Source organism: Paenibacillus pseudetheri (assembly GCF_924513355.1).
GTDB lineage: Bacteria > Bacillota > Bacilli > Paenibacillales > Paenibacillaceae > Paenibacillus_AQ > Paenibacillus_AQ pseudetheri.
This window is the reverse complement of the sequence record NZ_CAKMAB010000003.1, coordinates 23676-50326: the sequence shown is the minus strand read 5'-3', so window position 1 is coordinate 50326 and position 26651 is coordinate 23676. Positions and strand designations below refer to the sequence as shown.

General features: G+C 46.1%; 23 protein-coding genes and 1 other annotated feature. Of the genes, 4 read left to right on the top strand and 19 right to left on the bottom strand.

The features are described from left to right. From L1028_RS03090 to L1028_RS03080, 3 genes are all read right to left on the bottom strand, one after another. Nucleotides 1–1557 (bottom strand): response regulator transcription factor, encoded by a 1557-nt coding sequence (locus L1028_RS03090; RefSeq protein ID WP_234531190.1) that lies wholly within the window; start codon nt 1555–1557, stop codon nt 1–3. Between the two features lie 18 nt (nt 1558–1575). After that, nucleotides 1576–3372, bottom strand: a complete 1797-nt coding sequence (locus tag L1028_RS03085) for a cache domain-containing sensor histidine kinase (protein ID WP_234531189.1) — start codon at nt 3370–3372, stop codon at nt 1576–1578. 81 nt (nt 3373–3453) lie between these two features. Next, nucleotides 3454–5256, bottom strand: a complete 1803-nt coding sequence (locus tag L1028_RS03080; RefSeq protein ID WP_234531188.1) for a glycoside hydrolase family 66 protein — start codon at nt 5254–5256, stop codon at nt 3454–3456. A 648-nt stretch (nt 5257–5904) separates the two neighbouring features. Here L1028_RS03080 and L1028_RS03075 point away from each other — a divergent pair. Next, complete coding sequence (locus tag L1028_RS03075) at nt 5905–8454, top strand: glycoside hydrolase family 31 protein (RefSeq protein ID WP_234531187.1); 2550 nt, start codon at nt 5905–5907, stop codon at nt 8452–8454. Nucleotides 8455–8788: 334 nt separating this feature from the next. Here L1028_RS03075 and groL read toward each other — a convergent pair whose 3' ends face one another. The 7 genes from groL to L1028_RS03040 all read right to left on the bottom strand — a co-directional run bounded on the left by groL (nt 8789) and on the right by L1028_RS03040 (nt 14282). Continuing rightward, entirely contained in the window at nt 8789–10420 is a 1632-nt protein-coding gene (groL, locus tag L1028_RS03070; protein WP_060625007.1) for a chaperonin GroEL, read from the bottom strand. A gap of 78 nt (nt 10421–10498) precedes the next feature. Further along, the gene (gene groES / locus L1028_RS03065; RefSeq protein ID WP_036676506.1) at nt 10499–10780 is read right to left on the bottom strand and encodes a co-chaperone GroES; all 282 of its coding nucleotides are present in this window, start codon (nt 10778–10780) and stop codon (nt 10499–10501) included. A gap of 439 nt (nt 10781–11219) precedes the next feature. Further along, on the bottom strand, nt 11220–11987 hold the full coding sequence (gene tatC, locus L1028_RS03060) for a twin-arginine translocase subunit TatC (RefSeq protein WP_234531186.1): 768 nt from the start codon (nt 11985–11987) through the stop codon (nt 11220–11222). A 250-nt stretch (nt 11988–12237) separates the two neighbouring features. Continuing rightward, nucleotides 12238–12480 carry a twin-arginine translocase TatA/TatE family subunit gene (locus L1028_RS03055; protein WP_234531185.1) on the bottom strand — a complete coding sequence of 81 codons (243 nt, stop codon included), beginning with the start codon at nt 12478–12480 and terminating at the stop codon, nt 12238–12240. 136 nt (nt 12481–12616) lie between these two features. Next, on the bottom strand, nt 12617–13102 hold the full coding sequence (locus tag L1028_RS03050) for a MogA/MoaB family molybdenum cofactor biosynthesis protein (RefSeq protein WP_020429419.1): 486 nt from the start codon (nt 13100–13102) through the stop codon (nt 12617–12619). Nucleotides 13103–13169: 67 nt separating this feature from the next. Beyond that, on the bottom strand, nt 13170–13643 hold the full coding sequence (gene moaC, locus L1028_RS03045) for a cyclic pyranopterin monophosphate synthase MoaC (protein ID WP_279306827.1): 474 nt from the start codon (nt 13641–13643) through the stop codon (nt 13170–13172). Nucleotides 13644–13646: 3 nt separating this feature from the next. After that, a complete protein-coding gene (locus L1028_RS03040) occupies nt 13647–14282 on the bottom strand; it encodes a 5-formyltetrahydrofolate cyclo-ligase (RefSeq protein WP_234531184.1) in 636 nt (211 codons plus the stop codon). A gap of 244 nt (nt 14283–14526) precedes the next feature. Between L1028_RS03040 and L1028_RS03035 the strand changes: the two genes are divergently transcribed. After that, the gene (locus L1028_RS03035; RefSeq protein ID WP_234531183.1) at nt 14527–16467 is read left to right on the top strand and encodes an ABC-F family ATP-binding cassette domain-containing protein; all 1941 of its coding nucleotides are present in this window, start codon (nt 14527–14529) and stop codon (nt 16465–16467) included. A gap of 406 nt (nt 16468–16873) precedes the next feature. Here the strand turns inward: L1028_RS03035 and L1028_RS03030 are convergent, their stop codons facing one another. The 7 genes from L1028_RS03030 to L1028_RS03000 form a co-directional block, all read right to left on the bottom strand. Then, nucleotides 16874–18409, bottom strand: a complete 1536-nt coding sequence (locus L1028_RS03030) for a 2-isopropylmalate synthase (protein ID WP_042185267.1) — start codon at nt 18407–18409, stop codon at nt 16874–16876. 238 nt (nt 18410–18647) lie between these two features. Continuing rightward, nucleotides 18648–18930, bottom strand: a binding site (T-box leader). A 389-nt stretch (nt 18931–19319) separates the two neighbouring features. Continuing rightward, nucleotides 19320–20369: a tRNA (adenosine(37)-N6)-threonylcarbamoyltransferase complex transferase subunit TsaD gene (gene tsaD, locus L1028_RS03025; protein ID WP_234531182.1), complete on the bottom strand. Its 1050-nt coding sequence runs from the start codon at nt 20367–20369 to the stop codon at nt 19320–19322. Further along, on the bottom strand, nt 20366–20890 hold the full coding sequence (gene rimI, locus L1028_RS03020) for a ribosomal protein S18-alanine N-acetyltransferase (RefSeq protein WP_234531181.1): 525 nt from the start codon (nt 20888–20890) through the stop codon (nt 20366–20368). The genes tsaD and rimI overlap by 4 nt, the downstream gene beginning before the upstream one ends. Continuing rightward, nucleotides 20887–21720 carry a tRNA (adenosine(37)-N6)-threonylcarbamoyltransferase complex dimerization subunit type 1 TsaB gene (tsaB, locus tag L1028_RS03015; protein ID WP_234531180.1) on the bottom strand — a complete coding sequence of 278 codons (834 nt, stop codon included), beginning with the start codon at nt 21718–21720 and terminating at the stop codon, nt 20887–20889. The genes rimI and tsaB overlap by 4 nt, the downstream gene beginning before the upstream one ends. A gap of 5 nt (nt 21721–21725) precedes the next feature. Next, on the bottom strand, nt 21726–22208 hold the full coding sequence (gene tsaE / locus L1028_RS03010; protein WP_042185258.1) for a tRNA (adenosine(37)-N6)-threonylcarbamoyltransferase complex ATPase subunit type 1 TsaE: 483 nt from the start codon (nt 22206–22208) through the stop codon (nt 21726–21728). A gap of 212 nt (nt 22209–22420) precedes the next feature. After that, nucleotides 22421–22606: an H-type small acid-soluble spore protein gene (locus tag L1028_RS03005; protein ID WP_042193364.1), complete on the bottom strand. Its 186-nt coding sequence runs from the start codon at nt 22604–22606 to the stop codon at nt 22421–22423. A gap of 31 nt (nt 22607–22637) precedes the next feature. Next, nucleotides 22638–22808: a hypothetical protein gene (locus L1028_RS03000; protein WP_234531179.1), complete on the bottom strand. Its 171-nt coding sequence runs from the start codon at nt 22806–22808 to the stop codon at nt 22638–22640. Between the two features lie 139 nt (nt 22809–22947). Between L1028_RS03000 and ku the strand changes: the two genes are divergently transcribed. Together ku and L1028_RS02990 are read left to right on the top strand one after the other, a co-directional pair. Further along, complete coding sequence (gene ku, locus L1028_RS02995; protein ID WP_234531178.1) at nt 22948–23919, top strand: non-homologous end joining protein Ku; 972 nt, start codon at nt 22948–22950, stop codon at nt 23917–23919. A 12-nt stretch (nt 23920–23931) separates the two neighbouring features. Beyond that, on the top strand, nt 23932–24879 hold the full coding sequence (locus tag L1028_RS02990; protein WP_234531177.1) for an ATP-dependent DNA ligase: 948 nt from the start codon (nt 23932–23934) through the stop codon (nt 24877–24879). 47 nt (nt 24880–24926) lie between these two features. On the opposite strand, the gene L1028_RS02985 is transcribed toward L1028_RS02990, so the two are convergent. After that, nucleotides 24927–25736 carry a hypothetical protein gene (locus L1028_RS02985; RefSeq protein ID WP_234531176.1) on the bottom strand — a complete coding sequence of 270 codons (810 nt, stop codon included), beginning with the start codon at nt 25734–25736 and terminating at the stop codon, nt 24927–24929. Nucleotides 25737–25761: 25 nt separating this feature from the next. Next, nucleotides 25762–26574: a hypothetical protein gene (locus tag L1028_RS02980; protein ID WP_234531175.1), complete on the bottom strand. Its 813-nt coding sequence runs from the start codon at nt 26572–26574 to the stop codon at nt 25762–25764. Between the last annotated feature and the right edge of the window lie 77 nt (nt 26575–26651).

Here is a 26651-nt window from a genome sequence, read left to right as displayed (position 1 = left end):
TCACTTCATGCTTTCCCTATATTCTACTGGAGTAAGTCCTGTTATTTTTTTGAACACCTTGCTGAAATATTTTACGTCCTTAAATCCCACGGCTCCAGCCACATCGTAAATCCGGCAGTCATTTTGCGTAAGCAACCGCTTCGCTTCCCGAATCCGCAGCTCGATCAGATAATCGATAAAGTTTCGTTCGGTTTGTTTTTTGAATAAATGGCTGAAATAACTTTTACTGAGATGAACGATATCTGCTACGCTTTGGAGCGTCAAGTTCTCGGTATAATGGGCTGCTATATATTCCAGCGCCTTCGTGATTAGCTGCCCGCTGTAACCGTTATCGGACAATTTAGGAATAAAAGACTTGCCCATCTCCTCCAGCTCACAAATCATGAATGATGCCAGTTGTTCCAATGTTTCTGTCTTGGAAAGCAGTTCATGCCGTTCAGAGAGTAGGGTTCCTGCGTCTTCATGCGGCTGATAAGCACCTGTAAGCAGGGTGTACGCCTCTAGCTGTACTTCTCCCGGGTTCAAGATCCCGCTCTTCCAGCGTTCAAGCGCAAAATCAACCGCGGATGAAGCCGGATCACCGTTATGAATCATCTCAAAGAAGGGAGCCCAATCATGATTTAGTTCTCTATCTGTTAACGTTTGAACAGGATTGGTTTCCGATCGGCTCCCTCGATACAAGCCGCCCAGCCCTTCAAAAAATCGTCTTTGGCAGGCCAAACTGCTCTCGGCATATCCCTTAAGAATTCGGCACACTCCTTGCTCTTTGACGAAGCCGACCGACGTCGAAATTCCCCATTTCGCTTCGAGCTGCTGCTTCCAATGGCCGAGCTGTTGTTCAACCTCCCCTTCGAGATCCGGAAAGATGACAAACAGGCTGCTTTCGGACACCAGCAGTGCGCATCCTTCCCTTATCTGCAAATAGAACGCTTCCTGTAATTCCTCAAGCAGCAACTGCACATACAAATATCCGTAATTTTCTCTCCATTCCTCAGCGGCATCCAGCATAAGATAAACACAGGTATAGGAATCCTCCAGCCATACTGGAGCCCAAACGGTAGACTCAGGAAAGGTCTGTTCTTGGACGATGTATCTTTTGATTTCCTGTTCTACACGCTTTCGGTCCAGATAGAGAGCCCCTTGTTGGTAATAATTCCATTCAGAATCCTTTCTCCTTTCCTCCTCCAGCATGGAGATACTACGGTGAAGGACGGCAAGAAGGTCTTCCCCCTTCAAGGTCAGCTTTAACAAATAATCGACGGCGCCCAGCTTAAGTCCTTCTTTTACGTATTCAAAGTCACTATAATTGCTGATGAGGATCACCTTTAGCCAAGGGCAAAGCACCAACGCTTGTTTCATCAGTTGAATGCCATTCAGCAAAGGCATTTTGATATCTGTGATAAGAATATCGAAGGAAAGACTTTCTAAAGCAGACAATGCCTCCTCACCGTTCGCGTAATGGTCTTCAACCGTCATCCCTTCCTTTTCCCAATTGATAAACGCACTGATACCGTTGCGGATGACAGGCTCGTCGTCTACAATAAGAACTCTATACATGATATCCCCCCTGATCTGCTAGTTCTCAGATGCCGATTCCACAAGTTTTTTTAACAAAATGCGTACTGCGGTTCCTTGGCCGGTTTTGCTTACGATAGACCATTCCCAATTTCGGGCATAATAAAGCCGCAATGAGTCATAGATATGGCGCAGACCGATGCCAACTTCTCCATTTTCAATAGCAGTCCCCGGGTCGTTCAATGCTTTTAGCTTTTCATCCCCAATGCCTAAACCATCATCTTCTACGAGAAATTCCAAGTCTCCTCTACACGTACAAATTCTTATCGAGATCCGGCCACCCGTATTTTTGGGTACGATCCCATGAAATATGGCGTTTTCCACCAATGGCTGCAGCAGCATGCGGGGAATCATAAACTTCTCAGAACCCGGTTCAACGTCCAGCTCCAGATCAAATGTTTTCTCGTAGCGAAGCTCCAAAATGATCAAGTACTTCCGGATGATATCCAGTTCCTCTTCCACCGGTATCATACTCCCGCTTTTGCCCATATTAGCCTCGAGCAAATGGTTTAGCGCGTGCAAAACTTGAGATGCCCGGTCGTTCTGGCCAGAATCAATAAGCCACCGCAGTGTGCTGAGCGTATTATAAAGAAAGTGGGGATGAACCCGGTGCATGACAACCCGAAGTTCAGCATGATGCTTCTCGCTTTGTTCATCCTCCACCTGCTGCATTAAATTCCCGATTTTCTGCAGCATTTTATTAAACTGCTTGCTCAAAAAGCCGATTTCATCAGAGGTTCGAACGATCGCCCTTACGTTTAGGTCTCCTTGTTGAACGTGAAGCATACTTTGGGTAAGTTGTTTTACGGGTTTGGTCACCCATCCTGCTATGAAAAGCCCAATACCGATAGCAATCATGGAGAAAACTGCGGAAGACAACAATATCCAGGTCTGGAGATTTTCCAGCTGTCCGCTGATTTCATCGACCGGAACAGTCCCTACAATCATCCAACCGTTGCTCAGCAGCTGCTTAACCCCGTAATAAGGCACCCCTTTCATGTCAAACTCAAATTCCACTGCGTCATCGCTCACAATCCTTTGATACAAGCCCTGATCCTTCACTTTCTGGTTAATCATTTCGAGGTTGGAATCGATCATAAGTCTCCCTTTGGAATCCACAACGAAAAACTTTCCCGTATCCCCGAGTTCCGGCTGCCGGATCGTATTCAGAATCGACTGCCCGTCCAACTGAACCTGCACCAGTCCGATATTACGCATGGTATCAAAATCCTTCAGAACCCTTCCGACAGGCAAAACCAGGTCCGTATTGACACCGCCTCCGCTGAAATGGTCATACTGAAGACCCTGCCAAACCAGCTCTCCGTCTTTTCTATTGACGTCTTTCACCCATTCCATATCTGAAAGACGTAACTGCTTAAGTCCAGAGTCGGAAAAGGTACCACTGCCCCACCCTCTCCCCTCCTCTTTCAATAAATAAACGATTTTGACGAAGGAATTAGAATAGACATAGTTGTTCAGTAAAGTATTAATATATTGAGAATTCCTGTTTGCTTCGTACGAATGACTGCTGTTTACTTGCAAAGCAGCGCGTTGAATGTTTGGATCGCTGGAAATAAAATCGGAGGTATCTACTCCTACGTTTAAAATAAAAGAGAGCGACTCCGCCGTTTGCTCGGCGATTTGAAGGGTGGACTCCCGTACGTTTTTCTTCAGGATGGAGTCGGCTACCCAATAGAAGGACCAGCTAGTAAAAATGATCGGGATTAAAATAACGAGCAGGAGGATCAGTATGATTTTAGTCGTGAAGCGATTTGATATCCTGAATTTTCGAAACATAGTACCTCCTATTTTGTTTCTTCCTAAGAGTGTACACGATGAAAGATGCAATACCAATGTCATTTGCAGGAAATGAGCCCTCTACTCCTTATACTCCACAACCACCATGTCCCAATATTTCAGCTTGGGCAGCTCCCATTGCAATATGCCGTCCCGCTGCGAGAACGCTAAAGATTGCGGTGAGCCCTTGTTATAATCAGGGGAAGCGAACCATACTTTGGCAACCGGTTTTTCCATTTTCACAGAAACCTTAACATTCAGCCTCTCTGTCTGCTCCGCCTGCTTTCCGTTGTCATCATTCCAATCCATAGTGGAAGCATCTGTGAAATTAATGAAATGAAAGATGTCTTTACCATCCTTCCGTTTCGTGAAGGACCACACTTTACCTTGCTCGGCTTGATCCGAAACGGCTGGTTCTCCCATTCCCTCGGCTTTCAGTATGGAATCTTCCGTGTGATCCCGCAGCAGATTCTGATAAGCTACCAGAAAATCGTAATAGTGGATCAGCTGTTCTTCCAAATCCGGAGACAGACTTAGATTCTTATGAGGGAAATATTCTTTGGACAGCATGTTTTCTCCAAGCTCCAGATGAGATCCTCCGGAAGCGAAAATCACCGCATCCGTCAGCAGGATCCCCGGTGTATTGAACTCGCCCGGTGAATCGGAAAAATGATAATTCATATAAGCGGCCAATACCGTGTTTAGCTGGTTCCCGCTGTACTTTGAATTTTCCTCAATCACTTCTTTCAAATTCTGATAACCCGGGTGATTACCCCACACCTCGGTATACAGAAACTTGACGGGAGCTTCACGGGCAATGAATTCCTGACCGTATTGGCCAACTGCGTTCATAACATAATCCACAGCCAGCCTCTCTTTGGATTTATTCAGGAATGCAGGATAAGTCTCAGCCATGTTGATGCTTTTGCCGTCATAGGTCCAAAGTGCGCCCCTGTCTCCCAACTGGTCCACATGCCAACCATCAAAGGGTAGTGCCTCGAACGTCTTGAGTTCCTTGTCGATCAAGTAGTTCTGCCATTCCGTATTAGTGGGATCATACATATAAATATCGCTTGCCCATTCTTTCGGAAGAGGGTGTTTATCCTGATCCATATGGATTGGGTCCTTGAATAATCCCCACTCCTGCTTCACACCGTCTTTTTCCGCATCGACATAAGCCCCGAACAGCAAGTTGTAGTTCATTGCCTTCATGTTGCGATTGTGAGACAGGTCGATATAGCCCTTTACCGTATCGAACGCTACAGAACGGTTAGCAATATCTTTCCATTCCCGCACAGGCTTGCCGTCTTGGAAGGGAATAGGCTCATGATGCTTATATTGCCAGTCGTAGAACTGGATGCCATTGATATGGAACCGGTTTAAACGTTCGATGACTCGGAACATCCCGTCCTGATTCATGGCCGGGAAATCTGCCAAGTAACCATAGCGGGGAAATTTTCCCCAGTCGGAGGAAACGTCCACAGCAATATTCATGTGATCGGCCGTCTTACCATCTTGCTCATAGAACACTTCGGCCAAGTAGCCTCTCCCTTCGTCCCCAGGCGGTCTCCAGTTCCAAGTCAATTGATCGCCTTCCGCTTTCAGTCTTTCTTCCTTTATGATCCGGTCCATGTGCAAATAACGGATATGAAACGTTCCTCTGCGGACAGACTTCTTTAGCTTCAAATTAAACTGAATATCCTCTCCAGGTTTATAAGCCGCCTTATCCGTAGACAGCTCCTCGAGCAGTGGACCTCTTTGAATATGGACATCCTTTCGAAAATCAGCAACGTTGTCAGCAGCATTCCCACAAGTCGGTATCATCAATAGAACCCCGCTGAACGCAAGAGCCATGACCAGCCGCATCATTCTGAAACTTCTCATTTCTCTCACTCCTATCCATAGTTTCTTAACATTATCCGAAAAATAGCTCTACAATCAAATGTCTCAAGTAACAATTATGATAAGCCATCTCACATTTTTCTTTGCTAACACGTATATGTAATCGTTCCCAAACAATAAAGTGTTTTATATTTTCATAAAGGCATAATATATTACCCCCTCCTATTTTTACCTAAAATTTGACAAGTCAAAGTTTAATTTTAACAAAACCAAACAATAATCCCAAAATTAGTATGTTTAAGTGTCTTAATTTACGAAATTCAATAATAAAAAAGGTTGATCTTCACATCATGTACTTTTTGAAATGTCTAACCCGTAGCCCTATAGAACTATATTTATCCATATATATACATATTTTCGGTAATGATTAACTTCAAATTTAATCCTCAAAAAAAAATTTGAACAAGCATAAATCCATGTCAGGACTAGTTTTGCTTTGATTGATCTACCTATATGAGAACCCTCTCTCTCCTGTTAATCAACTTGTTAAGGAAGCCCATAGGAGGTTATCCCCATTGTTCATGCCGTTTTTCCTTGCTAACTTGGTAGTGGGCACCAAAAACCTGGGTTTTCACTTTGGGTAGAGGATGTCAGTTTTTCTAAACTAATCAGAGTGGGAGAGGGAAATCAATGCGTAAAAAGGTGAGGACTTTGAGTACGTCGAAAAAAATGGCACAGGCTGCCATTTGCTTGAGTCTGCTGACAGGCACGACCGCGGCAGTGCTTCCGGCGAACGTGGCTTTTGCGGAAACGCAGCCAGAGGCGGATACCCCGCTAGACAAACAGAATCTTAAGCCATTATCCGTACAATCGTTGGAAGCTTTGGAAAACGGAGTGAAGCTAAATTTAGGAGACTATCAGGGCTTTATCCGCCTCTTCACTGAAGACATGGCGAAAATCTCGGTAGTTAAAAATGGCGAAGCAGAATTTGTTTCTCCGGGGATTGCCAAGAAGGATTGGAAAACACCTGAGTTTAAATCAAAAGAAACGGATAAAGAATATATTCTATCCACTAATGAAATTACAGTGAAGATCAATAAAAGCCCGTTCGGCGTCAAATTTTTGGACAAGGAGGGTAATGTCATCAACGAAGATGCGGAACAAGGTGTAGGTTATGAAAACGGCAAGCCGTATGTGTTTAAGCAAACGGACAACAATGAAAACTTCTATGGATTCGGTGAACAATCGGGCGGGCTGAACAAGCGCGGCAAAAGTCTTGGCATGTGGAATACGGATGCCTACTCTTACAACAAAAATACCAAATATCTATATACCTCCATTCCATTCTTCATAGGGCTGAAAGATACCAAAGCATACGGTATTTTCTTCGACAACACGTATCGCTCCTATTATGAAATGGCCAGTGAAAAAGACGATTATTACTATTTCTACGCTAACGGCGGCACGCTTACTTATTACTTTATCAACGGTCCGGAAATCGGTGATGTCATCGATCAATATACCGAGCTTACAGGAAAATCGGAAACTCCCCCAATGTGGTCGCTGGGATTCCATCAAAGCAAATGGGGATATACACCGGAAGAACTGGTGAGTGTGGCCAATAAATACCGTGAGAAACAAATTCCGCTCGATACGATGCATTTTGACATTGACTACATGGATGGCTACCGCGTGTTCACTTGGAACGATCAATATAAACAAGCGCTTAAGACGCTGAAAGACCAAGGTTTCCACGCGGTTACAATCAATGACCCTGCTGTCAAACAGGACGAAAACTACCGTATGTACCAAGAAGGAACCCAAAATAACTATTGGGCAAAAAATCCGGACGGTTCCACTTTCATCGGTGAAGTGTGGCCGGGTAAATCCGCTTTCCCGAACTTCCTGAAGAAGGATGTCCGCAACTGGTGGGCTGACAATCTGGGTACTCTTTATAACGAAGGGGTTGACGGGATCTGGAATGACATGAACGAGCCTGCTGTTTTTGACGGTCCATTCCATACGATGCCGCTGGATATTGTATTTGAAGGCGACAATGGAGAAAAGAAACTGCATACGGAATACCACAATCTTTACGGACATGATGAAGCGGAAGCAACTTATAACGGTGCTCTGAAAAATAAACCGAATACCCGTCCGTTCGTGTTAACCCGCGACATGTACGCTGGAACGCAGCGCTACGCGGCGCTCTGGACCGGAGACAACGTAAGTAACTGGGAGCATTTGCAAATGTCGATTCCGATGAATGCCAACGTCGGTTTGTCCGGGGTTCCGTTTGTCGGCAATGATATCGGCGGCTTTGCGAAATCGCCGGGCAATGTTCCGACACCTGAACTGTTCGCAAGATGGATCGAGGTCGGTGCCTTCCTACCATTTGCCCGAGACCACTATGACAATAGCGCGAAATCAGGACTCGGAAGCGGACAGGAGCCCTGGGAATTCGGCAAAGAGGTCGAAGATATCAGCCGCAAATACATTTCGATGCGCTACGAGCTGATGCCGTACTTGTACAATCAATTCAATAAATCAGCCAAAAACGGTCAACCGGTTCAGCAACCGCTTGTTTACCAGTTCCAGGATGATGCGAAAACCTACAACATTGAAGATCAGTACATGTTCGGTGATTCACTCATGCTTGCACCTGTCGTACAAGAAGGTCAAACGAGCCGTGAAGTGTACCTGCCGGCAGGCGAGACATGGGTGGATTACTGGACAGGAAAAGAGTTTGACGGTAACCAGACCATTTCAGTTAAAGCTGATCTTGGAACACTACCTATTTTCGTGAAAAATAATTCGATCATCCCTCGTCAGGAAGTAGAGCAGCACACGGATGAGAAGAAACTGGAGAACCTGATTCTCGATACCTATCTAAACGATAAGGCGAGCTACAGCTTCTACGAGGATGATGCTGAGACGATGGATTACAAACAAGGCGAATATAATGTAACAGAATTCCACGTGGAGAAGAAAGGTAACCACATTGAGTTCGAGCAGGACAAAAAGACTCAAAAGTATGCATCCGATATTAATTCCTACACGCTTAAACTGCATAATGCTAAAGAACCGAATAAAGTGCAAGCGGCTAATAACAAATATGCCAAAGCCGGCAGTACAGAAGAATTGAACAAACAGGAAAGTGGTTACTATTTCGATTCGAGAGAGAATGTTCTGTATGTAAAAATCCCTGTAAACGAAAACCACAAAGTGAAAATTCAATAATACGATTTCACGGTCATTGCCAGATAATAAAGGTAAACGGGTAGGAGCGTTCGGCTCCTACCCGTTTACTTTTGTATTACATAATGCCTCAGCATCTATTCGCCAAAAAAACCTCACCGCTGTTACAGAAGAAGGAGTTCTTCCCGAGAAATTGCCATCACAAGTCACCTCACTGTTATTACTTATTAACTTTTGCTTCGGTTTTGACGATCTAAAAAAGAGGCTTCTCACAAAGTTCAATTTGAACTTGTGAGAAGCCTCTTTTTATTCATTATGGTCAAACGGCGTTTCCCTTGCGGGAAACCCTTGATGTAATAAGGGTTTGTCACCCTTATTACATCATGCCGCCCATTCCACCCATGCCGCCCATATCAGGCATGCCGCCGCCTTTTTCAGGCTCAGGCTTGTCAGCGATAACTGCTTCAGTAGTCAAGAACATAGCCGCTACGGATGCAGCGTTTTGAAGCGCGGAACGAGTTACTTTAGCAGGGTCAACGATACCTGCTTCGAACATGTTCACCCACTCGCCAGTAGCAGCGTTGTAGCCGATACCGATAGCTTCTTTTTTCAAGCGATCCACGATAACGGAACCTTCTTGACCAGCGTTAGCTGCAATGGTACGAACTGGTTCTTCGAGCGCGCGAAGCACGATGTTAACGCCTGTTTTCTCGTCGCCAGTTACATCTACAGCAGCAACAGCATTATATACGTTCACAAGAGCTGTACCACCACCAGAAACGATACCTTCTTCAACCGCAGCGCGAGTTGCGTTCAGGGCGTCTTCGATGCGAAGTTTACGCTCTTTCAATTCAGTTTCAGTTGCAGCACCAACTTTGACAACGGCTACGCCGCCAGCCAATTTAGCCAAACGCTCTTGCAATTTTTCTTTGTCGAACTCGGAAGTTGTTTCTTCCAGTTGCGCACGAATTTGGCTTACGCGAGCATTGATGTCCGCTTTGTCGCCGCTTCCGTCAACGATTGTTGTGTTTTCTTTAGTTACGCGTACTTGACGTGCGTTACCCAGTTGTTCAATGGAAGTGCTCTTCAGATCAAGACCGAGCTTCTCAGTGATCACTTGGCCACCAGTCAGGGCAGCGATATCTTGCAGCATAGCTTCGCGGCGGTCGCCAAAGCCAGGAGCTTTAACAGCAACAGCGTTGAATGTTCCACGCAGTTTGTTCACGATCAACATAGCTTGTGCTTCGCCTTCGATATCTTCAGCGATAATTACAAGCGGTCTAGCTTGTTGAACGATTTTTTCAAGCAATGGAAGGATTTCTTGAGTGCTGCTGATTTTTTTATCAGTGATCAAGATGTATGGGTTCTCCAGAACAGCTTCCATTTTGTCCGTATCAGTGATCATGTACGGGGAAATGTAACCGCGGTCGAACTGCATACCTTCTACGACTTCAAGTTCAGTAGCGAATCCACGGGATTCTTCAACAGTGATAACACCGTCTTTACCTACTTTTTCCATAGCTTCAGCAATCAATTGGCCCACTTCTTCGTCAGCAGCAGAGATAGCAGCTACTTGAGCGATAGCTTGGGAATCTTCGATTGGCTTAGCGATTTTTTGCAATTCTTCAACCGCTGCACGAACTGCTTTGTCGATCCCTTTGCGAATAACCATTGGGTTAGCGCCTGCAGTTACGTTTTTCAGACCTTCACGGATCATAGCTTGTGCCAGAACCGTTGCAGTTGTAGTACCGTCACCGGCTACATCGTTAGTCTTAGTAGCAACTTCTTTAACCAGTTGAGCACCCATGTTCTCGAATGCATCTTCAAGTTCGATTTCTTTAGCGATAGTTACACCATCGTTAGTGATAAGCGGGCTACCAAATTTCTTCTCAAGTACCACGTTGCGACCTTTTGGTCCAAGTGTAACTTTTACCGCATTTGCCAAAGCATCTACACCGCGCAACATAGAGCGGCGTGCTTCTTCACTAAATTTAATTTCTTTAGCCATTGTGTAATTACCTCCTAGAATTTTTTGTATATCACGTTACTTTAAGTAGTTTAGGTTTAGCTTATAATCGACTCTCGCTTAGTCAAGAATCGCGTGAATGTCGCTTTCTTTCATAATCAAATATTCTTTACCTTCGTATTTGATTTCTGTTCCTGCATATTTAGAGAAAAGAACACGGTCGCCTTCTTTTACTTCGAGCGCTACACGTACTCCATCTTTCAAAGCTCCGCTACCTACTGCAATAATAGTTCCTTCTTGTGGCTTTTCTTTCGAGGAGTCCGGAAGCACAATCCCGAATGAAGTGGTTTCCTCCTGCTCGCTCGGTAGCACCAATACGCGTTCACCTAAAGGTTTGATCATGAAAAAATAGCCTCCTTTAAAATTATGTTATTTTGCTTCAAAACATAGTTTAGAACTTACCTGTCTTACTTCAACATCTCTGGTGTTTATGAAAAATATCAATTGGACACTATGAATATCTGGTCCATCTCATATTTTCCATAAGTATTAGCACTCGACAGCTTGTAGTGCTAACAACAATTTTTATGATACTCAACTTGAGCCCGGATTTCAAGTCCTTTTACACAAATTCGCATTTGTTTTCGTAAAAAATAACGTTTCACTGGTTGTCCTAGGCACACACTCTATACATTCTATCCACAGGGTGTGAAAATATGCGTATGATTTTACTAGTCTCAACTGTATCACCTACGCCCGAACATTTCAAAAAGACGGGGGTTGAAAACAAAAAAGCTGTCTCTTTCGTAGAAAAATCTACTTAGTGACAGCCCTCTTATCATCATTCCTCACTCTTGGTGTACTGAGCCTCACGTGCCGCATCCGCAGCAAGCTGTTTGCGATAGACGAAGGCGGACAGGAATACGCTGAACTCATACAACACAAGCAGTGGAATCGTCACCAGAAAGTCCGAGATGAAATCCGGAGGAGTGATGACTACAGCAATAAAGACAAGCGTGAAATAGGCGTATCGACGCATTTTACGCAAGCGTATCGGGTTAAGAACCCTCAGTTTGGTCAGAAACATCACCAGTAGCGGTAGCTCAAACAACAGCGCTAAAGGTAACACTAGACTGAACATAAAGTTAAAATACTGCGCGATCCCGTAGGTCTCTTCCAGACCCATACTCCGGGTGATAGAGATCGTGAACGAAAGCGCCATTGGAAATACAACATAATAAGCAAAAGAAAGACCGATTAGAAAAAGAACAAAAACATAGGGTACATAACGTAGTGTTGCACTACGCTCCTCCGGCCGTAACCCCGGACTAATAAACGCCCACAGCTGGTATGCAATAAAAGGAACTGAAATGACTAATGAAACCGCCATTGCAATCTTCATATACATTCCGATACCATCCCAGAATGAGAACGCATGCAGAACAAAACCTTGCGCTAGATCTGTACTAATTAAATAATCGTAGATTGGCTTGGCACAGAACAGCCCCCCTACCAATCCCACAATAAATACAATCAGCACATAAATAATCCGTTTACGCAGCTCGGTGAGATGATCCACCACCGACATTTCTTCCGATTCGAGAGACATCCTGACACCATCCCATGACAAGAATAGAAACGCCACACCGACTTTGTGTATAGCTGTGCCCGTTTCTGCAGAAAGCAGCAAGCAAATCAAGCATAAATGCCTTCGGTGTCCTTATAAAGACGGCAAGCGTTTAAGCGAGAAATATAAGACATAAAGTATGGTGTGAAAACTTATACTTTCTTATATTTTGAAAAAGGGGCATCTCCTAAGTCTATTAGACTTGAGAGATTACCCCATTGTTAAAAATTTATTATTCCGGCAGGCGTTTGTCCTGAGGAATATCTGCAGCGACCGTCTGCGGGGCCGTCGGCACAGGAGCTTCGCTCTTCTTCACCGGATCACCATCGCCGATGATTTCACGTGCGCCTTCCTTAAATTCACGGAAGGTTCGTCCAACTGCGCGGCCTAACTCTGGCAGTTTATTCGGGCCAAAGAGGAGCAGTGCCAGTATAACCAACAAGATAATACCCGGAGTACCAATTCCACTTAACATTATTATTCCTCCTTGTCCGTCTATCCGATCATGGTATCGTTTACGATAATCTAATAATACCATAACTTATGTCACAGTTACATCCACTATCTTTATAAATAGTTTATCTTTGTGACGTGACAAGAATATGACAATGTTATTGGCGGTATTGGCCAGTTACCATAAGTAACGCTTCAGGTAGTTGATCCATAATGGCTGCCAAATTCTCATGAACACCCTTCGGTGTGCCCGGTAAGTTGACAATCAACGTGCGTCCGCGTATGCCACATATCCCGCGGAACAGCATCACCGCACGGTTTTTTTGCATCACCGTACTTCGCATCGCTTCTGAAAGTCCAGGCACTTCCCGTTCAATTACACGCCGGGTTGCCTCCGGAGTCACATCGCGAATCGCTAAATCCGTACCTCCGGTAGTCAATACCAGATCTGCTTGAAAATAATCTGTGAGTTCTATCAAAGCTGCGATAATCTCATCTTGTTCATCGGGCACGATCCGATATTCAACGATCTCGCCTCCAAGTTCCTCTTCCACCAGCTCCCGAATAACCTGGGCGCTCGTGTCTTCCCGTTCGCCCCTGGCCCCTTTATCGCTGGCCGTTAGGATTGCTGTTTTCCACGCCATAGGTTTGTCCTCCCTCTCTATGTATAATTGGCTGTACATGCTTCAGCGCATTGAACGTCAGCTCTGATCATGGTTCAAGCGCGTAATCTCCATTCTTGCCCCCACTTTTAGACACTAAAAGCGTTGGTCCGATAATCATGTCTTTCTGAAGAGCCTTGCACATGTCGTATACCGTTAGTGCTGAGGCAGAAACAGCGGTCAATGCCTCCATTTCTACTCCGGTCTTTCCGGTAGTACGGACTGTTGCTTCTATATAAAGTTCATCTTCGCTGTTATCGGAGAAGCGGATGTCAATACCGGTGAGTGGGAGCGGATGGCACATCGGAATCCAGTCAGACGTCTTCTTGGCCGCCATAATTCCAGCGATCTGAGCAACGGCAAGCACGTCTCCTTTACTGATCTTGCCTTCCTTGATGGCACTAAGTGTCTCAGTAGCCATCTTGATCTTACCCCGCGCGACAGCTGTCCGCTTCGTAATCTCCTTTTCGCTCACATCCACCATACGAGCTCTTCCCTGCTCGTTAAAATGGGTCAATTCCACGGCTCACTCTCCTTTTCGGCAGTGCACAATGCCATTTTCAGTAATCAGCATGTCCATAAAGGCATCATGCTCATCCATGGGCACTTTCGGAACCCGTTGCATACCAAAGGCTAGCCCGATCCAGACAGGGGGCTTAGCAGCGGCATGCTCTTCCGTCTCCCATGACGCACGCAATCGATCATAGTATCCTCGGCCGTAACCAAGCCTGCCTCCCTGAAGATCAAAAGCCAGCCCCGGAACAAACACAACATCCGGTAGTGTAACCACTTTAGTCTCTTGTGAATCTTTGCTGGATACAATAGGTTCATGGATACCATACGCCCCCGGCTCAAGCTCACTCCACGCGTTTACCATATGGACACTCATTGCACCACTTGCAGGAAGGGCACGCGGCAGCAGTACCCTACGCTGGTCCTCCCACGCCTGTGTAAGAAGCGCGTCGGTATTGAGTTCAGAACGGAAAGATACATAAGCCATCAGTGAGGCTATGTCTTTCGTCTTCAGCCACTCTGTCGCATGCTTGCAAACCAGAAAAGACAATTCCCTTCGCTGGTCCGAGGAGAGCTCGTTTCGGGCGATGGTCTTCTCAGTTCTAAGTTCTTGCTTTGCTTTGGAGATCACCGACTCCTTGCTTGACATCGCCCGGCAACCCCCTATATTTATCCCAAGCTTATCCTTGTTTGTAAATCCAGTTTACCACTCTTCTCCCCGGTTCGCCAAGGTGGATAGAACTGTGTTTCTGGACCAGCTCGTTATTCCCTACTACCGATATATCGAGCTCTCGCTTGGGAAACGCTTTTCATGTAAACTATAGAATAAGTTGTTCATACGGCTGAGGTATAAATACCAAGGCGAAATATGCAAGGGTGGAGGTTTCATCGTTATGCTTCTTCAAGCGACAGGAATTACAAAATCATATGGTATACAGAACGTACTAGACGGCATAAGCCTTCAGGTAAATGAAAAGGAACGAGTCGGACTCGTGGGTGTTAATGGTGCCGGCAAATCTACTTTTCTGCAAATTCTGGCTGGTGAAATGTCCTATGACAGCGGTCAAATTCATAAATCAAAAGAAACTACTATCGGGTACTTAGCCCAAAATAGCGGGCTTCAATCTGACAAAACCATTCATGAAGAAATGATGGCAGTTTTCGCACCGTTGATCGAAGCCGAGGCTGAGCTAAGAGAGATGGAAGTAAGCATTGCCGATCCTAAGCTGGCAGAGGACCCAAAACGGTACGAAGAACTGCTCGAACGATATGCCCGCCGATCAGATTGGTTCAAGGATCACGGCGGTTATGAAATGAATACACGAATCCGCAGTGTCCTGCATGGTATGGGCTTCGGCGAGTTCCCACCGGATACACCTATCTCCACACTTAGTGGTGGCCAGAAGACTCGACTCGCATTAGCCCGCATTTTGCTTCAGGCTCCTGACCTTTTAATGCTGGATGAGCCGACGAACCATCTGGATATTGAAACATTAACATGGCTTGAGGATTATCTACGCAGTTATGCTGGCGGAATTCTTGTCGTATCTCATGACCGTTATTTCCTTGATCGGCTTGTAACTACTATTGTAGAGATCGAGCGTCATCAATCTCGGCGTTATACAGGCAATTACAGCCGATATGTAGACTTGAAGGCTGCCGAATATGAAGCACGGATGAAGCAGTATGAGAAACAGCAAGATGAAATCTCAAGAATGGAAGATTTCGTTCAGAAAAATATTGTGCGAGCATCTACCACGAAACGTGCGCAGAGCAGACGCAAAGCGCTTGAGAAGATAGACCGTATTGATCGGCCGATGGGCGATCTGAAGAAAGCCAGCTTCTCCTTCGAGCCAGACTTCATGTCTGGTAAAGAAGTGCTGCAAGTCCGTAATGTTGCGGTTGCCTTTAATGATGGTCCACCTTTGTTCAAGGACGCTTCTTTCGAACTGCGCCGGGGAGAAACTGCTGCACTCATCGGTCCCAATGGTATTGGCAAATCTACACTGCTGCAGTGTATGACCGGAACCCGTGAGCCTTCAACTGGAACTGTGAATTGGGGTACTAAGGTAAAGGTCGCTTATTATGATCAGGAACAGACCCGCCTCAATCCAAAGAACACAGTAATGGAAGAGCTATGGAGTGAATATCCAATGATTGAGGAAGCCAGAATCCGTACGATCCTTGGCAACTTTCTCTTCAGCGGTGAAGATGTTCTTAAGAAGATATCTGCGCTGAGTGGCGGCGAAAAAGCACGCGTTGCATTATCAAAGCTCATGTTGCGCGGCGCAAATATGCTCATCCTAGATGAGCCAACCAACCATTTGGATTTAGTCAGCCGTGAGGTTCTAGAATCAGCTTTAATTGATTTTGAGGGCACATTGCTCTTCATTTCTCATGACCGTTATTTCCTCAATAAAATGGCTGAACGGGTGCTGGAGCTTCATCCCGAGGGGATCGATCAATACCTTGGCAACTACGATGACTATATCGAGAAAAAACGAGAATTAGAAGAAATTGCGAAAGATGCCGCCGAATTAGCCGCCAAAAACGTCAACAAGGATGCTGCAGTCCCTGAAAAAAACACTGTTTCCTCCTTCGAAGCGGACAAGCAAGCCAAGCGTGAAGAACGTAACCGGAAGCGGCGTATTGCTGAGCTAGAGGAAGGCATTGCCTCACTAGAAGAGTCGATCGCTTTTATAGAGAATGAAATGACTAAACCTGAAGTTTATCAGGATTATTTAGCACTTCAAGGTCATGAAGAGGATCTGAAGAACAAAAAAACTCAGCTTACCGATTTATTTAACGAATGGGAAATCCTTGCTGACGAATAATGTAAAATCCACTTCATAAATATTTTTTCATATTTCTTATTTTGTTCATAAATAGTTATCCACAGCTCTATACACAGGTTCCGTGTATAACTTCCTACTAAAAAAGCCCCTTAGGGGCTTTTTTTAAGCGTTAAATCGGTATTTTCAATTCCCAGGAATTATTATCCACTGAATTATCCACATTATCCACAATCCCCACAAGGTTTCATTGCTAACAAAAATGGTTATAAAGGCATTTTAAAAAGAGCTGACATTGCTGATTTTACGCACTTTTTACACAATTCGTAGAGAATATGTGGATAACGTTGTCCACAACTTGACAAAAGACATAACCCCTCCTAAAACCTGTCATCATAAGCTAAAAAATAACCCGCTATCTCTAAATCAGACAGCGGGTCGATGTATATTAAACGATTTGTGTTGAGAGCAGGGCAGCGTTACAGGCTGCAATATAGGCAATCCCTGCTGCCATGATAATATCTTGATGCGTAGCTGTGCCTCTAAATTTAAGACCTTCCCACTCTACCATCACAGCCGCCTCCGCCTGGGCGTTCTCTCCACTTCCAAGTGAATGCAGCTCAAGTCCCGCAAAATCGATGTCCTCTGAGATGCCTTGCCCAATAGCAGCGATAATGGCCTCAAGCGGACCATCCCCAGTACTGGTATGAGAAGTTTCCTGTCCAGACTTCAAATGGCGAACCGTAACCGCGGCCACCCGGCGCTGGGCACTACCTGCCAATACCTGAACCTCACCCAGTTCATAGACCTGAGCTTGCTGTCCAGTAGTACTGCTCACCATTTGCAGTAACTGGTCATCACTGACAACCTTTTGACGGTCAGCGGTCTCTTTAAACGATTCATAAAGTGCATCCAGCTCCGCAGGCTCCAGCGTAATACCATACTTCGCTGCCCGGTCCTTCAGCGCATGTCTGCCAGAATGCTTGCCCAGAATGATCATGCTACGCGGGATACCCAGCCGCTCTGGGTCCATAATCTCATAGGTGCTACGATCCTTCAGCAAACCATCCTGATGAATCCCTGACTCATGCTGGAAGGCATTTCTTCCGACGACTGGTTTGTTATAGGCGATTGGAAAATGCATCGCTCCACTGATCAGCCGCGAAGTATCATACAGCTTATCGAGCACAATGCCTGTTTCTGCTCCAATCGCATCCCCGCGGGTTTCTAGCGCCATCACAAGCTCTTCTAGCGCGCAGTTCCCTGTACGCTCGCCGACTCCGTTGACAGTGACCTCGATTTGTGTCGCACCTCCATCAATGGCTGCCAGACTGTTGGCTACAGCCAGCCCCAAATCATTGTGACAGTGGGCACTGTAGCTTACCGTTTCTCCACCTCTTGCTCCTAGCCGCACACGCCGGAACATTTCCCCATATTCATGTGGCAATGCGTAACCGACCGTATCGGGCAAATTGATAATAGAAGCGCCTTCCTCAATAACAGCCTCAATCATTTCAATCAGATCATCGATTCCTGTTCGCGCAGCATCCATCGCTGTGAATTCAACGACATCAGAGAATTGACGCGCATAAGCCGTCATCTCGCGGGCTTTGGCTACGACTTCAGCTCTGCTCATACGCAATTGATGTTGCAAATGAATATCAGAAGAGGAGATGAACAGGTGAATCCGCCGGCGTTCAGCATCTTGGGTTGCCCGGACTGCCGCGTCAATATCTCCTTTAACCGCCCGTGCAAAACCGCAAATTTCCACATTTCGCACCTTACGAGAAATCGTCTGTACTGCTGCAAAATCACCAGGGCTCGATATCGGAAATCCAGGCTCCATCACATCAACACCCAGATCCGCAAGCTTATAGGCCAGCAGTATTTTTTGCTCTGGGGTTAGACTTGCACCCGGAGCCTGTTCACCATCTCGCAGAGTCGTATCGAAAATTTGTATACGTTTCTTTACTGGAATAATCATCTGAATTCCTCCTGTTTTCCTCTTATTGGATTCCTTACCCTAGCCTATGCTTCAGCGCAGAACCACACGTCGACTTGTGGTCCTGCTAAATTCCCCACCCTCTGCTGCCGGCAGCTGATACGAATGAATCCTCTGCACAATTTGGAATGTGCAGAAGGTTCACTCTTGGCGTCTTATATTGCGCCGAGTCCGTAACCCGAATCGCTTTAATAAGAACGCAAAAACCCGCCGTCTCTAATAAAGAGACGGCGGGTTACCCCTCCGCGGTACCACTCTTTTTGACGCATAGGCTATAAATATAATCAAGCCGTTAAGCTGCGTCCAGCTCTTCTTCCCGGTCCATCCTGAGGATGTCAGGATATTCTTGAAAGGTCCGATAACGGGGACAGCCGTAGGCAGCGTACTCTTCTTTCCGCCGCTCCGCTCCCGGGCGAGATTCAAGACATCCGGTGACTGCGTCGCACCACCCCGCAGCTCTCTGTTCACCATCATTCCCTACTACTCCCGTTCTTAGCGTGTATTATATACATTACTCACTACGCAAAATCCATACAAAAAAGCCTGCCATCTCATTCAAGAGACGACAGGCTGTTAACCTTCGCGGTACCACTCTTGTTGATGCTCTGTACCGGTTAAGTACTGCCGATTCCAATTGAACATCCACTCTAAAGGTCTAGTATGTTAGATACTCGACCACCCTTTCACGGAGGTTACCCGTAGACGGTGTACGAACGTTCCGGCGACAATTGCCGGTAATGTTTCCACCGTTCCGCTCCCAGACGAGTTCAGGTCCCCTTCGACTGCGTCGCACCTACCCGCAGTTCTCTTATCCCAGAGTATCCTTACTACTTCCGCTCATCGCGTTTCCTTGTATAATTGAACTGATTATACTCGTTAGCTCCAAATGATGTCAATAGGCGGATACAGACCAATGTTCCAGTGAGAATCCAGGGTCTGCAACCATATCCAGCGGAGTACCGCCATCATGCTGCCACTTCACGTATGCAGCAGCTCCAATCATAGCTGCATTATCCGTGCAGTATACCGGAGGTGGAATAATAAGCTCAATGTTCTCCGCTTCACAGCGTGAGATCAATGCTGCGCGCAATCCAGCATTAGCAGCAACACCTCCGCACAGCAATAACTGCTTAGAGTTAGTAGCTTTAACAGCGCGCACCGCTTTTTCCACCAGCACCTCGACCACAGATTCTTGGAACCCGCGTGCAATGCCTGCCACATCTGGCGTAAGACCTTTCATCTTACTTTGATTCACAACATTCAGCACTGCCGACTTTAGGCCACTGAAGCTAAAATCATAAGAACCCGGCTCCAGCCATACGCGTGGCAACGGTACAACCTCAGTCGCCTCGCGTGCCAGACGATCCACGTGGGGTCCGCCGGGATAAGGGAATCCTAGTGCCCGCGCTACTTTATCATAAGCTTCGCCTACCGCATCATCACGGGTACGTCCGATAATTCGAAACTCACCCTCCCGCTCCATATGAACCAGTTCAGTATGTCCGCCGGACACCACTAGTGTCATGCACGGATACTGCAACTCTGCCACTAAACGGTTAGCATAAATATGTCCTGCAATATGATGTGTGCCAATTAACGGCTTCCCCCATGCGAGGGCAAGACTCTTGGCAGCTACTACCCCGACAAGTAAAGCCCCCACCAAACCTGGGCCTTGCGTAACCGCAACCGCCGATAACTGATCTGGGGTAACCCCAGCTGTAGCGAGTGCTTCCTCTATCACAAGCGTAATCACCTCTACATGCTTACGGGAAGCTACTTCTGGTACCACGCCACCGAAGGCGCGATGCGTCTCAATCTGACTCGAGATGATATTTGATAACACCTCAGAGCCGTTTTTGACCACAGCTACCGACGTTTCATCACAACTCGTTTCTATAGCAAGTATTAGTACAGGCTGAGCTGCGCCCGTTTCTGTCTTCATTTCAATTCCACGCTTCCTTCCATATGACCGTGCTCCTCGTATTCTGGCAGATCCGCCCACATAATGAGCGCATCCTCGCGGTTATCGGAATAATATCCTTTGCGTGTGCCAGCAGAACGAAAGCCTTTTTTACGATATAGATTCTGTGCTACCTCGTTCGATACCCGTACCTCAAGCGTAATGGATTTCATCCCCACATAAGATGCCGTCTTCATAAGCTCTTCAAGCAGACGCTCGCCCCATTTACGTCCACGATAGGCTTCAAGCAGGGCTATATTCGTCACATGCGCCTCATCCACGATGGCCCACATACCGGCATAACCGATAATATGACCTGCCAGCTCCATAACCATATATTTTGCAAAATGATTATGTGTCAGCTCGTTGCGAAAAGCTTCCTCTGTCCAAGGCATCGTAAAGGCTTCCCGTTCAATGATAAGAATGTCAGGAATATCCGTAAGCTTCATCAAACGAAAAACAAGTTCAGCCTCTTGAGCTATCAATGATTCCGCTTCCGTCATGATTTCTTTAAGCCCCCTTTTCTGCTTAACCGCAGATTGGCCTCCGCTTCTGTAATCTGAGTATAGTTAGGGGTCAAGCTATGGATATCATCTTTCTCTACCTGAACCCGCGCTTCTCCAAGAAATCCTGTCCAGCGGCCTTCCATTTCATAAGGAACCGCAATAGAAATACCAAGATCCTTCAGTGGACGAAGCGATTCCTCACTGCCATGAACTGCAGTCTCCCCAACAAACCAAAGAGCAGCGGGCTTATTGCCCTCGACTGACGCCTGTCCTAAACGTTCAGCTAAGTACTCCACCCAATCTGCCATCAGGCGGATAGCATCCGGCTCAAGACGGCTAGGAGCATTATTTCCTTCAGCTGCGAATAATCCTGTATACACCTGTCCTCGGCGCGCATCCATTAGTGGAATGATCCAATCAGGTCCGTAGCCCATATTGTCGTTAGTTTTTTCCGACTCTTTTGTCACGTTATTCTTGAGGGCTGTTTGATATCCGCCCCACGCCACTGCATGTAGACTCGAAATACCGACAACTGGGACATCCCATGCCCATGCCAGCGTTTTGGCAGCGGTAACTGCGATACGTGTTCCTGTATATGATCCAGGACCCACACCAACAGAAATCCCGCCCAGCATTGCAGCAGTAGTTCCTGTAGCTTGCAGCGCCTGCTCAATGATCGGCAGTAAATGCACCGAATGATTCCGTTCTCCGGAAGCATTTATTTCATGCAGTAGTTCCCCGTTCTCTGTAACTGCCACGCCTAATACTGCAGTTGATGTATCCAGCGCTAAAAGCCGCTTGCGCGGCTCTGTATTCTGATTCGTCATCTTCCTTAACCCCACTTCTGGATCAGCTGCCGGCAAAGCTCACCATACGGCTCCCCGATTCCGGTCACCGTAATCATTCTTTCATCTGGCCCCACTGTTTCCATGTATATATGCATATGCCGCGGCGGCATTAAATCCGTAATAATACTGCTCCATTCCACCAAGCACACTCCTTGCCCGTAGAAATACTCATCGAGTCCAAGCTCATCCGCTTCCTGAAGCGAAATCCGATATACATCCATATGATATAGGGGCAGACGGCCCTCGTACTCTTTAATAATTGTAAAAGTAGGACTGTTTACGATCCCCTTTACGCCGAGATGCCTAGCGTACCCTTGTGAGAAGGCTGTTTTTCCTGCGCCCAGATCGCCATCCAGACCGATAATCATCCCTGGCGTTGAAGCAGTAGCTAGAGCAGCTGCAAGCAACTCCGTATCCTGGAGGCTGTAAGAACGGTAAGTGAACACCGTTTCGTCTGTATTGTCCAACTACAACTACCACCTTTTAAAATATACCTGCCAAAAACCATTACTATTAATTATATCGGTATGCTTCATCCACCGCAACAACTGTCCCAATTCAATCTCCCATGCCAGTATGCCAACAATAGAAAAAGAGACCTCTACGCAAAAATAAGCATAAAGAGTCTCTTTTATAAAAGTGTGATTTATCTTATCTCAGCTCTTCGAACAAACCCTTGTTAATGATCTTGCTCCTCTAACCGTTCAACGCCTACCGTATGCGTATTCGTTGGTCGAGAGCCCACTTGAACCGTAGCCATTCCGTTCTGTGCATCCACATGCTCAATCCATACAGGTTCTCCATCCAAATGCACACTTACCGTCTCTTTAGAAGCATAAATATCCTGTGCTCGTTTGACGTCCATCACTGTTCTCCTCCTTTATTTTTCCTAAATCTCACGATTCTAATGGCGAAGTTTCTTCGAGGGTTGATTCCGCATCAAGCTTCTCCGAGTCCGAGACCTGGCTTGCTTTCGGAGAAGCAATAATGCTCTCCCAATCCACAACTGTTGCCGGAATATCCTGCTCGCTTAGTGCATCGCTCCAATCATTACCTCTTGGTTCCATTCCTTTGTGTTCTCCTCCTTAGTTTTAAAGGCCTGATTATATATTTTCCCATGCTTCACAAAAAATGCACCCGGCTAGAAAAGCCTGTCCTGCCTCATACTAACCCAAAGCAAATAACTTAGATCAGGAGGCGTTTCTCATGCATACCGTTTGGAAAGGAGCCATCAGCTTCGGGCTAGTGCATGTTCCGGTTAAAATGTTCTCCGCTACGGAAGACAAGGACATTTCTCTGCGTTATATCCATAAGGAATGCGGCAGCCCACTGTCGTATGTACGTAAATGTCCGGTGTGTGACAAAGAGGTGGCTTGGGAAGAAATCGGCAAGGGTTATGAATATGAAAAAGGGAAGTTTGTTCTATTCGACAAAGAGGAATTGGATCAATTGACCGACGAAAGCAGCAAAAGCATTACCATTCTCGACTTTGTTGATCTGACGGAGATCGATCCAATTTATTTTCAAAAAACCTATTACTTATCCCCGGATCAAGCAGGGACAAATGCATATCGGCTTCTTATGGAGGCCATGCGTCAAACTGGTAAAATTGGCATCGCCAAAATTTCGATTCGTTCCAAAAGCAGTCTGGCTGCTATTCGTGTGCTGGAGGATTGTCTCGCCATCGAGACTATTTTTTATCCTGATGAAGTGAGACCGGTCTCACAAGTGCCTGGCCTGCCCGAAGCAGGAACGGTGAATGATAAAGAGCTGGATATGGCCAAGCTGCTCATTTCACAGCTATCCACGCCCTTTGATGCGGCAAAATATACCGATGATTATCGCCAGCGTATGCTTGATCTAATCTCACATAAAATTGCAGGTGAGGAATTTCATATTGCTCCTGCCAAACAGGAAAACAATGTGATTGATCTAATGGCTGCATTGCAGGCCAGTATTCAGGCTGTACAGCATATCCCTACAGATCCTGGTCCTTCTTTAGCAGGTACCACAAAGACTAAGTCTAAAGCGGCTCCTGCGGCCAAAAGAAAAACATCCAAGACCAAAACAGCCACCGCCGAACCTGCCGATCAGCACAATGAGGCTTCCGGGCCGATTCCAGTCATCGCACCAAAACCGAAACGTCGCAGTGCAAAAAGCAAAACAACCGTATCGTAGGAGGCTCTGCTCATGAAGCTTCAGCCTATTGTTCCTTTTGAACCCATACTGGCTGGGCAACTTCCAGCAGGCAACCAGTGGATCGCACAGATTAAATGGGATGGCGTTCGCATGTTGTCCTATTACGACGGAAGCAATACTCAGCTTATTAACAGACGTGGCAACTATCGTACAGCGCAATATCCTGAGCTTACTGATGTATCTGCTTACTGCAAGGCTGATTCCGTTATTCTTGATGGTGAAATCATTGCACTCAAGGACGGCAAACCCACATTTCACGAGGTAATGCGGAGGGACAGCTTAAAGAATGGCTCCACCATTTCCGTCGTTAGGCATCAGGTTCCTGTCATTTATATGATTTTTGATATTCTGTTCTACAATGGCCAATCGACGATGGATCAGCCTTTATTCTCGCGGCAGCAGCTGCTAAGTGATATTTTGCTGCCGCATCCCCATGTTCAGGCTGTGCCAAGTTATACCGATCCATCAGAATTATTCGCCGCTGCTCAGAGTCAGAGCTTAGAGGGAATCGTCTGCAAGGATATCAACAGTACTTATGCTCCCGGTGGAAAAGATAAACGCTGGCAGAAACGCAAAATCATTTCTGATCTTACGGCAGTAGCCGGGGGTGTAACGTTCCGAGACGGCATCGTCAATGCGCTACTTCTTGGGCTGTATGATGTTAAAGGAAATTTGCATTATATCGGACATGCCGGGCCAGGAAAATTGACTGTACAGGATAAACGCGACTTAACTGCGGAAGCACATCATTTGAAAATAGATCAGATGCCCTTTGCAGCAGTTCCACAGCGAGGGAAGGGTGCTTTTTGGATAAAACCGAAGCTTGTCTTCAAAGTTCATTTTCTGGAATGGAATACCTCAGGCACTCTGCGCCAGCCTGTTACTCAAGCTAGAGTAGATCTTCCCCCGGAATTATGCACGATGGAGCAAAAAGGATAAAATCTTTCCCAAAAAACGTCCTCCCGAATTTATCGGGAGGACGTTTCTTATTGCGCTGTAAGAGTCGTCACAATAGCCTCCAGCTCTGCTTTAGTCTGCGCAGTATTTTTCGTATTCGTAAGCTTATAATCAATACTTCCATCCGCACTGGACCATACAAGCTGGACTTTTAGATCTCCATGGTGAGGACCAAACACCGTGTAGACTGCTTCAACCCCGTTGATGGTCAAATTTTCATCCTGGTCACCAGGCAGCTGCGCTAAAGTAACACCTTCCGGAAGTGTATATGCTGGAGCTGATTTTAAATTCAATCTCTCCCCATTTCGCAGATAAGTGATAGAGGTTTCTGTATCGCTCCACTTTAAGCTTTGTGAAATCACTTTTTTACCAGCAGCTTGTGCTTTAGCTTTCACCTGATCTCTGAGGGTTTTATACTCTGTACTGAAAAACTTCGGAAGCACTGGATTTAAAACGACGTCCTGTAGCTTATAATCGTCTGGTAGAGCAGCGGGTATCAGGAGTGAATTCCCAGTTAATGCAGATAGCTTCTGTGCTGCTTCGTTTATAGAGCTAAATCTGTATGGCATATAGCTTACACTCAAATCTTCCTCAGGATTAGATTTTTTGTCATTAACATAGAGGGCCTTAATTTCTCCCGCTTGTAGGGGAACAGCATATTCTTTGGCAATCAAATCCTTAATCGTTGGCGATACCGGTGGTGATTTCTGCTCAACCGGAACCGTACCTTTGCTTTTATTATTGCTCCCTGAAGGCACTGCGCCTGCTGTTCCACTTACCGCACTCATTAACACTATCAGGCTCAAAGCCGTGATGGCCGCACTTTTTTTAATCATCATTATAATATCCTCCCTTAACCCTTGGTTATTTGATCATGCTTTTAGCTACAGCCAACATTTCATTTGTCGTCAGCTTACTGACCCGATTGTCTGAAAGGGTATATTGTATTGCGCCTGATTTATCCAGCCACACTAGCTTAGTGTTGAAACTTGCTTCTTTAGCCGAATCGGTTGTAAGAATTACTTTCCTACCGTTGACCGTCAGTTCTTTCTTAGTTTCCGAAGCTCGTACAAAAGGCACCGCTCCTTCGGGAAGTTTGGCGGGCGGCGCTCCAGTTACAATGCTAAAATTGGCTTTTCCTTTGGCATACAGTTGCATAGACAAGTTCGTCTGGCTCCAACTGATAATCTTGCTGAACAACTGTTTATTGGGATCACCTGCCGCCGCTGCCTTTAGACCCTGCTCTAATTGCAAATACAGCTCTGAATCGTTTGCCACAGCCGGCGGATAAATGACGGCTCTCTCCAGTTTGAAGCCTTTAGGAAGATTTCCGGGCTGCAGATTAGACGGGCCCTTTAGCGCTTTAAACTTAGCTGCAAAGGACTTATAGTCTTTAAAAACAAATCCTTTGCCGGAGAAGCTAATTGAATCCTGTGGGTTGGAGACTTTATCATTTACGTAATAAGCCAGCAGCGTACCTTCCTTCACTCCAGCTACTAGTGCCTGCAATTCCTTCTGGGTCTTCTGATCGGTTTGTGCTGCAGCCTGCTGTCCTGATGCCGCCGCAACTGAAAGGAACAAGCCTGGTACATCTCCCCCCACGACCACTCCTGTTCCCAGCAAGGTTGCTGCCGAGAGTGCGATCAGTGTTTTTCTAAATGTATCATTGAGCTTCAAGTTTCTAATCATCTCCTTCTAAAATGGTAAATGTAATCTCATCCTGTTTTTCAACTACACTTCTATAACACCTGAGT

What these genes read in the sequence shown, in the direction of transcription:
- L1028_RS03090 (WP_234531190.1), bottom strand. Translation starts at nt 1,557, where the DNA reads ATGTATAGAGTTCTTATTGTAGACGACGAGCCTGTCATCCGCAACGGT.
- L1028_RS03085 (WP_234531189.1), bottom strand. Translation starts at nt 3,372, where the DNA reads ATGTTTCGAAAATTCAGGATATCAAATCGCTTCACGACTAAAATCATA.
- L1028_RS03080 (WP_234531188.1), bottom strand. Translation starts at nt 5,256, where the DNA reads ATGAGAAGTTTCAGAATGATGCGGCTGGTCATGGCTCTTGCGTTCAGC.
- L1028_RS03075 (WP_234531187.1), top strand. Translation starts at nt 5,905, where the DNA reads ATGCGTAAAAAGGTGAGGACTTTGAGTACGTCGAAAAAAATGGCACAG.
- groL (WP_060625007.1), bottom strand. Translation starts at nt 10,420, where the DNA reads ATGGCTAAAGAAATTAAATTTAGTGAAGAAGCACGCCGCTCTATGTTG.
- groES (WP_036676506.1), bottom strand. Translation starts at nt 10,780, where the DNA reads ATGATCAAACCTTTAGGTGAACGCGTATTGGTGCTACCGAGCGAGCAG.
- tatC (WP_234531186.1), bottom strand. Translation starts at nt 11,987, where the DNA reads ATGTCTCTCGAATCGGAAGAAATGTCGGTGGTGGATCATCTCACCGAG.
- L1028_RS03055 (WP_234531185.1), bottom strand. Translation starts at nt 12,480, where the DNA reads ATGTTAAGTGGAATTGGTACTCCGGGTATTATCTTGTTGGTTATACTG.
- L1028_RS03050 (WP_020429419.1), bottom strand. Translation starts at nt 13,102, where the DNA reads ATGGCGTGGAAAACAGCAATCCTAACGGCCAGCGATAAAGGGGCCAGG.
- L1028_RS03040 (WP_234531184.1), bottom strand. Translation starts at nt 14,282, where the DNA reads ATGTCAAGCAAGGAGTCGGTGATCTCCAAAGCAAAGCAAGAACTTAGA.
- L1028_RS03035 (WP_234531183.1), top strand. Translation starts at nt 14,527, where the DNA reads ATGCTTCTTCAAGCGACAGGAATTACAAAATCATATGGTATACAGAAC.
- L1028_RS03030 (WP_042185267.1), bottom strand. Translation starts at nt 18,409, where the DNA reads ATGATTATTCCAGTAAAGAAACGTATACAAATTTTCGATACGACTCTG.
- tsaD (WP_234531182.1), bottom strand. Translation starts at nt 20,369, where the DNA reads ATGAAGACAGAAACGGGCGCAGCTCAGCCTGTACTAATACTTGCTATA.
- rimI (WP_234531181.1), bottom strand. Translation starts at nt 20,890, where the DNA reads ATGACGGAAGCGGAATCATTGATAGCTCAAGAGGCTGAACTTGTTTTT.
- tsaB (WP_234531180.1), bottom strand. Translation starts at nt 21,720, where the DNA reads ATGACGAATCAGAATACAGAGCCGCGCAAGCGGCTTTTAGCGCTGGAT.
- L1028_RS03005 (WP_042193364.1), bottom strand. Translation starts at nt 22,606, where the DNA reads ATGGACGTCAAACGAGCACAGGATATTTATGCTTCTAAAGAGACGGTA.
- L1028_RS03000 (WP_234531179.1), bottom strand. Translation starts at nt 22,808, where the DNA reads ATGGAACCAAGAGGTAATGATTGGAGCGATGCACTAAGCGAGCAGGAT.
- ku (WP_234531178.1), top strand. Translation starts at nt 22,948, where the DNA reads ATGCATACCGTTTGGAAAGGAGCCATCAGCTTCGGGCTAGTGCATGTT.
- L1028_RS02990 (WP_234531177.1), top strand. Translation starts at nt 23,932, where the DNA reads ATGAAGCTTCAGCCTATTGTTCCTTTTGAACCCATACTGGCTGGGCAA.
- L1028_RS02985 (WP_234531176.1), bottom strand. Translation starts at nt 25,736, where the DNA reads ATGATGATTAAAAAAAGTGCGGCCATCACGGCTTTGAGCCTGATAGTG.